The sequence below is a fragment of the Streptomyces sp. NPDC060035 genome (assembly GCF_042736635.1).
Classification (GTDB): domain Bacteria; phylum Actinomycetota; class Actinomycetes; order Streptomycetales; family Streptomycetaceae; genus Streptomyces.
Genome location: NZ_JBHWVO010000026.1, coordinates 97921 through 107834 on the forward strand (window position 1 = coordinate 97921; position 9914 = coordinate 107834).

Here is a 9914-nt window from a genome sequence, read left to right on the forward strand (position 1 = left end):
CGCCACTGGCCTCTGCACGCCCCCACAGAGGCGTCCCTCCTGGAATTCAACCAGGTTTGCGAATCCGCGCGCAGGGTCCCGGTCAGCGCAGGGGAGAAAGCGGCATCGCGTGATCACGGAGCTGCGGCGAGGCCGTCGCGGTCGGCACCGCCGGCTTCGGGTCCGCGCCCCCGCCGAGCGCAGCCGAGAACAGCGGGCCGGCATCGGTCGGGCGTATCAACGGCGGCACGGTCACATTCAGCACCGGGTACATGTACATGTGCGCGCTCAGCATCGTGGTGCCGAGCAGCGACGGCGCGGCGGCGAGCAGCGGCCGGGCGGACGAGGACGGCGCAGGGACCGAAGGCGCGACGGTGGCGGGGCTGTCGCCGACCGCAAGAGCACCGCCGCCGCTGCGGCTTGCCGCGACGGCGGCAGTGCCGGTCCTTGCCTCGGCGAGCGGTGTCACGCTGCTTCCCGTGCCCTCCGCGCTGAGCGGCGCATCGAGCCCCTGGTCCAGGGGCAGGGCGCCGCCGAGCGCAATGGCAGCCAGCGAAACGGCACTGGCCGCGGCGAACGCGAAGCGCCGGGCGCGCCACGGAGAACGGTCGGCCTCGCGGCCCACGTCGTGGATACGGAAGGCGGAGCCGGCCGGGCCTCCCGGCAGCACAGCGGTCGAGCCGTGCGCGGTGGGGAGATAGCCGAATCCGTCCAGCGGCGAGGACCCGGAGGTCGTTCCCGTGCGTCCGCCGGGGTGCTGCAGTTCGGGGAAGAGTCCCTCCCCGAAGCGCCGTCCGCCGCCGAAGGGGCCGCTCGGGCTGTCGTCGTCACTCGCGGAGCCCCCGGGAAGCCCCTGCAGACGGGCAAGGAACCCCTCGGAGGGCGACGGAGGGGTGGAGGTCGCGAAGGCGCTTTTCAGCCGCCGCTGGGCGTCTGCCTCGGCCTTGCACCTGGAACAGGTCGCCAGGTGGGCGAGGACCCGCTCCCGGGCGTCGTGTTTGAGCTCACCGTCGACAAGCGCGGCGAGCCGGTCCCCCAGATGCTGCTCCGCGGGGGTCGGACCTGTGCCGCTCACGCCGTTCCGCCCTCCCCTGCCAGGACCGCGTCCGCGAGGAGGCGCTGCTCGGCGCGGGCTTCCGGCGAACGGTGCTGCAGCGCCTTGCGCAGGTGCGAACGGCCCCGGTGGATGCGGCTGCGTACGGTCCCGAGCTTCACGCCGAGTGTGGCAGCGATCTCCTCGTACGAGAGGCCTTCGATGTCGCAGAGCACCACAGCGGCACGGAACTCGGGCGCGAGGGTGTCCAGCGCCTGCTGGACGTCCGCGTCGAAGTGGGTGTCGTTGAAAACCTGCTGCGGGGACGGCTCCCGGCTCGGCAGACGCTCGGCGGCGTCGTCACCGAGGGAGTCGAAACGGATCCGCTGCTTGCGGCGGACCATGTCCAGGAAGAGATTCGTCGTGATCCGGTGCAGCCAGCCCTCGAAAGTGCCGGGCGTGTAGGTCGACAGCGAGCGGAAGACGCGGACGAAAACTTCCTGGGTGAGGTCCTCGGCGTCGTGCTGGTTTCCCGTCAGCCGGTAGGCAAGGCGGTACACGCGACCGCTGTGCGTGCTGACGATCTCTTCCCATGAGGGCGGGGTCCACGCCTGAGAATCCGCATCTGAGGCGAAGGTCGCGGTCGGTGCGGAATCGTTGGAAGAACGGTCAGCAATGTTGGTCACGGATTTCGGCTCACCCGCCGACCTGAGGAAGCGCCACAGCACTCCTCCCCGAGCCACAGGCGCAGCCGCACCTCCCCTATCGGCTCTGGTGGTGTCCAGTGGAGCCCCTACCATAGCCACCCCGCCCGTTAGCTCCGGATAAACCTTTTTACCTGCCGACGCCCGGGCGTACCCGGGGACAAGAGCCACATTCCGGGCCCGGCCGGCGGGTCCGCTCCATGTGTTTTCCCCTGCCTCTACCTAACGCCCGGTCCCATCTGCGGGTTCCCGGGTCCAGCGGATACAGTCACCGTTGCGCCAACTACGGGGACAGGAGAGGGTCATTACCGCCAACCGGCAGACAAGCTGGGCGTTCGCCGACGCCTTTGTCGCCGAGGACGCAGCTCTGCGCTGGGCCCGGGACCGGGCCCACGAGGCAGGGCTCCGCTCGGTGTCCCCAGGCACCGGAGCCGCGCTGCGCCTGCTCGCTGCCGCCGCGGACGCCAAAGCGGTGGCCGAAATCGGCACCGGTACGGGCGTGTCCGGCATCTATCTGCTGCACGGGATGCGTCCCGACGGCGTACTGACCACCGTCGATCCGGAACCGGAGCGCCAGCAGTTCGCGCGCGAGGCCTTCCGGGCGGCGGGTTTTGCCACGAACCGGGCGCGGTTCATCCCCGGGCGCGCACTCGACGTACTGCCGCGACTCGCGGACGGCGGCTACGACCTCGTTTTCTGCGACGGTGACCGGCTGGAGAGCCTGGACTGCCTCGCTGAATCGTTGCGCCTGCTGCGGCCGGGCGGTCTGGTCTGCTTCGAAGGCGTCTTCGCGGACGGCCGCACCATCGATTCCGCCGCCCAGCCGGCCGAAGTGCTGCGCCTGCGTGAGCTGCTGCGGGCGGTGCGGGAGAGCCAGGAGCTGATGGCGACACTGCTGCCGGTGGGCGACGGGCTGCTGTGCGCGGTGCGGCGCGGCTGAGGCCGCGGCACCTGATCTGTGACGCACCACTGCCCCGGCACGGAAATCCGTGCCGGGGCAGTGGTGAAGTGTGGACGCCTCTACGTCAGCCGACGACCTTCTTCAAGGCATCGCCGAGTGCATCGGCCTCGTCCGGAGTCAGCTCGACGACAAGCCGACCGCCGCCTTCGAGCGGAACGCGCATGACGATGCCCCGCCCCTCCTTTGTCACCTCGAGCGGGCCGTCGCCCGTCCGCGGCTTCATGGCCGCCATGCTCGTTCCCCTTCCTGAAACCAGCTCATCCCAACCGGCGGCCCCATGACAGGCGCTGCCTCACCGGCGTCGAACACATTGCTTCCTTCGCATTATCCCGCATCAAAGACCCCGATGACCAACATCGGTCGGCATCGCTTGCGCAACGCGCTCTCTCAAAACCACCCAATTCGGCGATCCGGCTGCGATACTGCGCCGCCATCGGCCCTCAGCCGAGAGCCAATTGTTAGACGCAGGTCACATCTCCGGCCCGCCCGAAGTCGGCCATGCTTGCCTGGACAGGCACAATGCCGGAGCCGTAAGGGGACCCAGGAATGGCCGACACCATGGCTGACGCCGTGCTCACGGACGTGAGCGACGGGCTCGCGACGATCACGATCAACCGCCCCGACGCGATGAACGCCATGAACACCGCGGCCAAGGTCGCGCTCCGCGACGCGCTTCGAGCCGTCGCCGAGGACACCGCTGTACGGGCAGTTCTGCTCACCGCCACCGGGCGCGCCTTCTGCGTGGGCCAGGACCTCAAGGAGCACGTCTCCAAGCTTGCCGAGGCCCGCGACTCGGACAGCGGCAACGCGCTGAGCACCGTGAAGGAGCACTACAACCCGATCGTGCGGGCCATCACCGAAATGGAGAAGCCCGTCGTCGCCGGGGTCAACGGGGTCGCTGCGGGCGCCGGTTTCGGATTCGCGCTCGCCGCCGACTACCGCGTGGTCGCCGACACGGCCGTCTTCAACACGTCCTTCGCGGGCGTGGCGCTGACGGCGGACTCGGGCGTCTCCTGGACGCTGCCCCGGCTGATCGGCGCGAGCCGCGCCGCCGACCTGCTGTTCTTCCCGCGTTCGATCTCCGCACAGGACGCGTACGAGCTGGGCATCGCCAACAAGGTGGTGCCCGCTGCCGACCTGGCCAAGGAGGCCCTGGCGGTGGCGCGTGCCCTCGCGGAGGGGCCGACGGTGGCGTACGCGGCGCTGAAGGCGTCGATGGCGTACGGCGCGGGCCACACGCTCACCGAGTCACTGGCGAAGGAGGACGAGCTCCAGACCCGGGCGGGCGCGTCGCAGGACCACACCATCGCGGTCGAGGCGTTCCTCGCCAAGCAGCCGCCGAAGTATCTCGGCAGGTAGCCGCCGGGGCCGGTCCGGCGGCTCAGGACCGGATGTCGTGGACCCGGGCCAGGATCCGCCGGACCCCAGTCAGGATTCGCGGGACCCGTCAGGATTCGCCGGACCCCAGCCAGGATCCGCCGGACCGGGTCAGGATCCGCCGGACCGGCCCTGGAGGCCCTCCCGGGCCACGCAGTCGGCCAGATGGTCGTTGACCAGGCCGCAGGCCTGCATGAGGGCGTAGGCCGTCGTCGGGCCGACGAAACGGATGGAACGCTTCTTGAGGTCCTTGGCCAGGGCCGTGGATTCCGGGGTGACGGCCGGGACGTCACCGAGGGCGCGCGGGGCGGGGCGGGCGGCCGGATCGGGGGCGTACGACCAGATGAGTGCGTCCAGCTCGCCCTCGCCCCAGCCGGCCAGCACCTTGGCGTTGGCCAGCGTCGCGTCGATCTTCGCGCGGTTGCGGATGATGCCGGCGTCGGCGAGGAGCCGTTCCCTGTCGGCGTCGGTGAACTCCGCCACGGCGGAGATCTTGAACCCGGCGAACGCGCTGCGGAACCCTTCGCGGCGGCGCAGGATCGTCAGCCAGGAGAGCCCGGACTGGAAGGCCTCCAGACAGAGCCGCTCGAACAGGGCGTCGTCGCCGTGGACCGGGCGGCCCCACTCGGTGTCGTGATAGGCGAGGTAGTCCTCCGTGGACAGGCCCCAGGGGCACCGGAGACCGCCGTCCGCGGCCGGTTGGGCGTCGCTCATCGCGGGCCCTCCCCGCCCGGCGGCCGACCGCTGTCCCCGCCGTTCTCCCCGCCGTTCTCCCTGCCGTTCTCCCCGCCGAGCGGCTCGCCCGGCCGCTTGAACAGATCAGGGCCGGTCACCCGGGTCGCCTGTGCGCCGGCGAGCGCCGACTCCAGCTCGGCGATGCGGGCGTCCCGCTCGGCGAGCTCGGCACCGAGCCTGCCCAGCGCCTCGTCCACGTCAGCCATGCGGTAGCCGCGCACCGCCAGCGGCAGCCGCATGGCCTCGATATCCGCGCGGCCGACCGGGCGGTTCGTCGGCAGCGGATCGGTGAGCCGCTCGGGCTCCACGTCCTGCAGCACCGCACTTCCGCCTCCGCCGACCACCGCCAGCGTGACCGCAGCCACCACCACGGTCATCGTGAGCAGCAAGAACCAGAACACGTGCATCTCCCCGGGAGCGGAAACCTGTCCGGGTCAGATCGTGCCATGCGGCACCGACAGTTAGGGTCGCAGGCGACCTACCGAGGAGGAACCAGGGATGCGAAGCGGTGCGCTCAGGCTTGGGCGGCGGGAATTCGGGCCGCGTGAGCCGGTGATCATGGCGATCGTGAACCGGACACCCGATTCCTTCTACGACCAGGGCGCGACGTTCCGCGACGAGCCCGCGCTCTCCAGGGTCGAGCAGGCTGTGTCGGAGGGCGCCGCGATCATCGACATCGGCGGGGTGAAGGCCGGCCCCGGCGAGGAGGTGACGGCCGAGGAGGAGGCGCGCCGCACGGTCGGCTTCGTCGCCGAGGTGCGCCGTCGCCACCCGGACGTGGTGATCAGTGTGGACACCTGGCGCCACGACGTGGGCGAGGCCGTCTGCGAGGCCGGAGCGGACCTTCTGAACGACGCGTGGGGCGGCGTCGACCCGAGACTCGCGGAGGTCGCCGCGCGGTACGGAGCGGGGCTCGTGTGCACGCACGCGGGTGGCGCCGAGCCGCGGACCCGGCCGCACCGGGTCGCGTACGACGATGTGATGGCGGACATCCTGCGGGTGACGGTCGGCCTCGCCGAGCGTGCCGTCGAACTCGGGGTCAGGCCGGACGGCATCATGATCGACCCCGGTCACGATTTCGGGAAGAACACCCGGCACTCCCTGGAGGCGACGCGCAGGCTGGGCGAGATGACGGCCACGGGCTGGCCGGTGCTGGTCTCGCTGTCCAACAAGGACTTCGTCGGGGAGACCCTCGACAAGCCGGTCAAGGAACGCGTGATCGGTACGCTCGCGACGACCGCCGTGTCGGCGTGGCTGGGGGCGCAGGTGTACCGGGTGCACGAGGTGGCGGAGACGCGGCAGGTCCTGGACATGGTGGCGTCCATCGCGGGCCACCGCGCACCTGCGGTGGCCCGCCGGGGCCTGGCGTAGCCGGGGTGTGACGGGAGGGGCGCCTGCGGCGGGCCTCGTCGTCTGCCCGCCCCTTCCCGCACCGGACCTGCACCCCCGCTCCTCGACCGCCGAAGGGGCTTGGCCCTGCCCGGCGATCGAGGAGGCCGGCCCCTACCGCCCGACCTCCTTGGTCACCAGCGCGACCGCCTCGTCCACGTCGTCCGTCACATGGAACAGCATCAGATCCTTCTCGGACGCCTTGCCCTGGGCCACCACCGTGTCCCGCAGCCAGTCCACCAGCCCGCTCCAGTAGGCCGCGCCGAACAGCACGATCGGGAAGCGCGTCACCTTGCCCGTCTGCACGAGGGTCAGCGCCTCGAACAGCTCGTCCAGCGTGCCGAGGCCGCCGGGCAGGACGACAAAGCCCTGCGCGTACTTGACGAACATCGTCTTGCGGACGAAGAAGTAACGGAAATTCACGCCGATGTCGACATGTGGATTCAGCCCGGACTCGAACGGCAGCTCGATGCCGAGTCCGACGGAGACCCCCTTCGCCTCCCGGGCTCCCTTGTTCGCCGCTTCCATCGCCCCGGGGCCACCGCCCGTGATGACCGCGAACCCCGCTTCGACCAGCGCCCTGCCGATCCGTACACCCGCCTCGTAGTCCGGCCCGCCGGCCGGCGTGCGGGCGGAACCGAAGACACTGATGGCGCTCGGCAGTTCGGCGAGGGCCCCGAAGCCCTCGACGAACTCCGACTGGATGCGCATCACCCGCCAGGGATCCGTGTGCACCCATTCGGAATCGCCCTCGGAATCCAGCAGCCGCTGGTCGGTCGTGCCCGGCTGCACCTGGTCCCTGCGGCGCAGTACCGGGCCCATCCGCTGCTCCTCGGGCCTCACCGCGCCCTCAGGAACCTGCGCGCCCTCGGGGATCCGTGCGTCCTCCGGGTTGCCCATGACCTGCTCCCTCCGCCGACATGCGATGTACGTGTCGCTTCAGCGTAGATCGGCCGAGGTTACGCGCAGGGGAATGCTGTGAGTCAGCTGGTGAGCCAGGAGCGGAGGCGCTCCTCGCAGTGCGTGATCCGTTCGACCGCCACGTGCTCGTCCCGCTTGTGGGCGAACAGCGCGTCCCCGGGGCCGTAGTTCACCGCGGGAATGCCGAGGGAGCCGAACCGGGACACATCCGTCCAGCCGAACTTGGGCTGCGCCGTGCCGCCGACCGCTTCCATGAACGCCTTGGCCGCCGGGTGCGAGAGGCCGGGCATGGCCGCGCCGGAGTGGTCGTCGACCGTGAATCCCGCGACGCCGCAGTCCGCGAAGACCTCGCGCACGTGTGCCTCGGCCTCCTCGGCCGTGCGGTCGGGGGCGTACCGGTAGTTGATCACCACGGTGCAGGCGTCCGGGATGACATTGGTGGCGACGCCGCCCTCGATGTGTACGGCGTTGAGCCCTTCCCGGTACTCGAGCCCGTCGATGACCGGCCGGCGCGGCTCGTACGCGGCGAGCCTCGCCAGCACCGGGGCGGCGGCGTGGATCGCGTTGGACCCCATCCAGCTGCGCGCGGAGTGGGCCCGCTCCCCCTCCAGGCGCAGATGGACCCGGATCGTGCCCTGACAGCCGCCCTCGACCTGGGCGTCGGACGGCTCCAGAAGGACGGCGAAGTCCGCGTCGAGCCAGTCGGGGTGCGCCTCGGCCACATGCCCGAGGCCGTTGAGGTGGGCGGCGACCTCTTCGTTGTCGTAGAAGATGAGCGTGAGGTCGCGGTTGGGCTCCGGCACTGTCGCCGCGATCCGCAGCTGGACCGCGACGCCCGACTTCATGTCGGAGGTTCCGCACCCCCACAGCACGCCGTTGTCGTCGAGCCGGGACGGGACGTTGTCCGCGATCGGCACGGTGTCGATGTGGCCCGCCAGCACGATGCGCTCGGCGCGGCCCAGCTGCGTCCTGGCCACGACGTTGTTGCCGTGCCGCTCGACGGCCAGGTGCGGCAGCGGGCGCAGGGCCGCCTCGATCGCGTCCGCCAGGTCCTTCTCCTGCCCGCTGACCGACGGGAAGTCGACGAGCAGGGCTGTGAGCTCGGGTCCACCGAGAGCGAGGTCAAGCGTGTGTCCGTACATGGTCACGACCCTAAGGGACTACGGCCTCGGCCCCGCTCGTACCCTCCAGTACGGTGGGCTCCGTGCCCCGGACCGCCACTCCCGCCCGCCGCAGCCGCTTCTTCCGCATCGCGGCTGCCTTCGCCGTGCTCGTGGCCCTGGGCGGCTATCTGGCCGTGCAGTACGTCTCCGGCAACAAAGGGGCTCCCGGCTGCACCGTGCGCTCCGCCGACGGGGACGGGGACGGCGGGCGTACGTACGAGATGAGCCCGGACCAGGCCGCCAACGCCGCGACGATCTCCGCGGTGGGCACCACCCGCGGTCTGCCGGAGCGTGCGGTGACCATCGCACTCGCGACCGCGCTGCAGGAATCCGCGCTTCGCACGATCGGCCACGGCGACCGGGACTCGCTCGGGCTCTTCCAGCAGCGCCCCTCGCAGGGCTGGGGGACGCCGGCGCAGATCATGGATCCGGTCTATTCGTCCGGGAAGTTCTACGAGCACCTCGCCGAGGTTCCGGGCTACTCGCGGCTGCCGCTGACCGTCGCTGCGCAGCGGGTGCAGAAGAGCGGGTTCCCGCAGGCCTACGCCAAGCACGAGCCGGATGCCGCACTGCTGGCCGCCGCGCTGACCGGACGCGCACCCGCCTCGCTGAACTGCACGCTGTCCGAGGCGGCCACCCCGGGGGACGCGGCCGAGGTGCGGACCGAGCTGGTACGCGCCTTCGGCAAGGATGTCCTGCCGGCCGCCGGCGCGGCCGGAGCCTCGGCCGCGGGCACGGTCCAGGTGCCCGTGCAGTCCGCAGTGAGGACCGCTTCGGAGACGGCACCGCGGCGCGGCTGGGAGCTGGCCCACTGGGCGGTCGCCCGGGCCGGCGCGCTGCGGATCGACGAGGTCTCGTTTGCCGGCCAGGTATGGAACGCAGATACGGGCTGGCGGACGGAACGTAAGGAATCGGGCACCACAGCAGTCAGAATACGGCTCGCACAGTAGGACGGACAGTCACCCGTACGGGCCGTCAGAAGCCTCCCGCAGCCCCGTTCGCGCCACCCTTCGCACGAGCCCGCCCGACCCCCGGAATTCCTTGCGGGCAAAGGGAAGTGACGGTTCGTCCCACGCCGGTCGAATGCATTGTTTGCCCGGGTTCCTCCGTTGCGGATTATCCGACGCATTACCCAGTCTTTACCTCGACGGACCGCAACCTTCCCTGCCCTCCGACCGGTTGTCAGTGCGTCCGGATCACCGGACAGGCAGATTCCACATCTGCCGAGAACCCGTTGTAGTCCCGTCGAAGGAGCATCATGTCCCTCCCCCTGACCCGTCGGATCGCCCGTGCCGCGCTGCTGATCGCCGCAGGCGCGGCCCCCGTGGTCGGTGCGGCCGGTGCCGCAGGTGCCGCGGGGCTCCCGCAGACCCCTGCCCTGGGCGGCCTGACCACGCTCGACGCCACCGGCGTCTCCAGCACGCTCGACTCCGCATCGAAGCAGGGCACCGGAGTGGCGAAAGAGACCGGCGGCAGGGTCGTCGGTACGACCCTCCCGGTCGCCGGCCAGACCCTCGAGAAGGCCGGCACCGCGACGAACGGCGACCTCCCGACCGGCGGCCTGTCCACGAGCGGCCTGCCGATCGGCTGATCCACCCGCACGTACACGGCACTGATGCGCCGAGGGGCCTCGGGAGTGCGCACTCCCGAGG

General features: G+C 70.9%; 12 protein-coding genes. 5 read left to right on the forward strand and 7 right to left on the reverse strand.

The window, feature by feature from the left end; genetic code table 11:
- Positions 1 to 82: 82 nt before the first annotated feature.
- Both ACFWBQ_RS31265 and sigE read right to left on the reverse strand, forming a co-directional pair.
- Positions 83 to 1054 (reverse strand): anti-sigma factor family protein, encoded by a 972-nt coding sequence (locus tag ACFWBQ_RS31265; protein WP_385503871.1) that lies wholly within the window; start codon positions 1052 to 1054, stop codon positions 83 to 85.
- Positions 1051 to 1812: an RNA polymerase sigma factor SigE gene (sigE, locus tag ACFWBQ_RS31270; RefSeq protein ID WP_385503914.1), complete on the reverse strand. Its 762-nt coding sequence runs from the start codon at positions 1810 to 1812 to the stop codon at positions 1051 to 1053. The genes ACFWBQ_RS31265 and sigE overlap by 4 nt, the downstream gene beginning before the upstream one ends.
- Positions 1813 to 1990: 178 nt before the next feature.
- Between sigE and ACFWBQ_RS31275 the strand changes: the two genes are divergently transcribed.
- The gene (locus tag ACFWBQ_RS31275; protein ID WP_383187465.1) at positions 1991 to 2656 is read left to right on the forward strand and encodes an O-methyltransferase; all 666 of its coding nucleotides are present in this window, start codon (positions 1991 to 1993) and stop codon (positions 2654 to 2656) included.
- A gap of 85 nt (positions 2657 to 2741) precedes the next feature.
- Here the strand turns inward: ACFWBQ_RS31275 and ACFWBQ_RS31280 are convergent, their stop codons facing one another.
- Positions 2742 to 2909, reverse strand: coding sequence for a DUF3117 domain-containing protein (locus ACFWBQ_RS31280; RefSeq protein WP_003966491.1), 168 nt, complete (start codon positions 2907 to 2909; stop codon positions 2742 to 2744).
- A gap of 314 nt (positions 2910 to 3223) precedes the next feature.
- Between ACFWBQ_RS31280 and ACFWBQ_RS31285 the strand changes: the two genes are divergently transcribed.
- A complete protein-coding gene (locus tag ACFWBQ_RS31285) occupies positions 3224 to 4036 on the forward strand; it encodes an enoyl-CoA hydratase/isomerase family protein (RefSeq protein ID WP_385503875.1) in 813 nt (270 codons plus the stop codon).
- A gap of 129 nt (positions 4037 to 4165) precedes the next feature.
- Here the strand turns inward: ACFWBQ_RS31285 and ACFWBQ_RS31290 are convergent, their stop codons facing one another.
- Positions 4166 to 4768, reverse strand: a complete 603-nt coding sequence (locus tag ACFWBQ_RS31290) for a DNA-3-methyladenine glycosylase I (RefSeq protein ID WP_385503878.1) — start codon at positions 4766 to 4768, stop codon at positions 4166 to 4168.
- Positions 4765 to 5196: a DivIVA domain-containing protein gene (locus tag ACFWBQ_RS31295; RefSeq protein WP_385503880.1), complete on the reverse strand. Its 432-nt coding sequence runs from the start codon at positions 5194 to 5196 to the stop codon at positions 4765 to 4767. The genes ACFWBQ_RS31290 and ACFWBQ_RS31295 overlap by 4 nt, the downstream gene beginning before the upstream one ends.
- A gap of 91 nt (positions 5197 to 5287) precedes the next feature.
- Here ACFWBQ_RS31295 and folP point away from each other — a divergent pair, with 91 nt between their 5' ends.
- Positions 5288 to 6160, forward strand: coding sequence for a dihydropteroate synthase (gene folP, locus ACFWBQ_RS31300; RefSeq protein WP_385503882.1), 873 nt, complete (start codon positions 5288 to 5290; stop codon positions 6158 to 6160).
- Between the two features lie 132 nt (positions 6161 to 6292).
- Here folP and ACFWBQ_RS31305 read toward each other — a convergent pair whose 3' ends face one another.
- Together ACFWBQ_RS31305 and dapE are read right to left on the reverse strand one after the other, a co-directional pair.
- Positions 6293 to 7078, reverse strand: coding sequence for a TIGR00730 family Rossman fold protein (locus ACFWBQ_RS31305; protein ID WP_385503885.1), 786 nt, complete (start codon positions 7076 to 7078; stop codon positions 6293 to 6295).
- 83 nt (positions 7079 to 7161) lie between these two features.
- Entirely contained in the window at positions 7162 to 8241 is a 1080-nt protein-coding gene (gene dapE / locus ACFWBQ_RS31310; RefSeq protein WP_385503890.1) for a succinyl-diaminopimelate desuccinylase, read from the reverse strand.
- Positions 8242 to 8303: 62 nt separating this feature from the next.
- On the opposite strand from dapE, the gene ACFWBQ_RS31315 reads away from it, so the two are divergent.
- Both ACFWBQ_RS31315 and ACFWBQ_RS31320 read left to right on the forward strand, forming a co-directional pair.
- The gene (locus ACFWBQ_RS31315) at positions 8304 to 9212 is read left to right on the forward strand and encodes a hypothetical protein (protein ID WP_385503893.1); all 909 of its coding nucleotides are present in this window, start codon (positions 8304 to 8306) and stop codon (positions 9210 to 9212) included.
- Between the two features lie 308 nt (positions 9213 to 9520).
- On the forward strand, positions 9521 to 9853 hold the full coding sequence (locus tag ACFWBQ_RS31320; protein WP_385503896.1) for an ATP-binding protein: 333 nt from the start codon (positions 9521 to 9523) through the stop codon (positions 9851 to 9853).
- Positions 9854 to 9914 lie beyond the last annotated feature (61 nt).

Excerpts from the sequence above, each read along its gene's own strand:
- dapE (WP_385503890.1), bottom strand. The coding sequence starts at position 8,241 with ATGTACGGACACACGCTTGACCTCGCTCTCGGTGGACCCGAGCTCACA.
- ACFWBQ_RS31290 (WP_385503878.1), bottom strand. The coding sequence starts at position 4,768 with ATGAGCGACGCCCAACCGGCCGCGGACGGCGGTCTCCGGTGCCCCTGG.
- ACFWBQ_RS31305 (WP_385503885.1), bottom strand. The coding sequence starts at position 7,078 with ATGGGCAACCCGGAGGACGCACGGATCCCCGAGGGCGCGCAGGTTCCT.
- ACFWBQ_RS31285 (WP_385503875.1), top strand. The coding sequence starts at position 3,224 with ATGGCCGACACCATGGCTGACGCCGTGCTCACGGACGTGAGCGACGGG.
- folP (WP_385503882.1), top strand. The coding sequence starts at position 5,288 with ATGCGAAGCGGTGCGCTCAGGCTTGGGCGGCGGGAATTCGGGCCGCGT.
- sigE (WP_385503914.1), bottom strand. The coding sequence starts at position 1,812 with ATGGTAGGGGCTCCACTGGACACCACCAGAGCCGATAGGGGAGGTGCG.
- ACFWBQ_RS31295 (WP_385503880.1), bottom strand. The coding sequence starts at position 5,196 with ATGCACGTGTTCTGGTTCTTGCTGCTCACGATGACCGTGGTGGTGGCT.
- ACFWBQ_RS31280 (WP_003966491.1), bottom strand. The coding sequence starts at position 2,909 with ATGGCGGCCATGAAGCCGCGGACGGGCGACGGCCCGCTCGAGGTGACA.
- ACFWBQ_RS31320 (WP_385503896.1), top strand. The coding sequence starts at position 9,521 with ATGTCCCTCCCCCTGACCCGTCGGATCGCCCGTGCCGCGCTGCTGATC.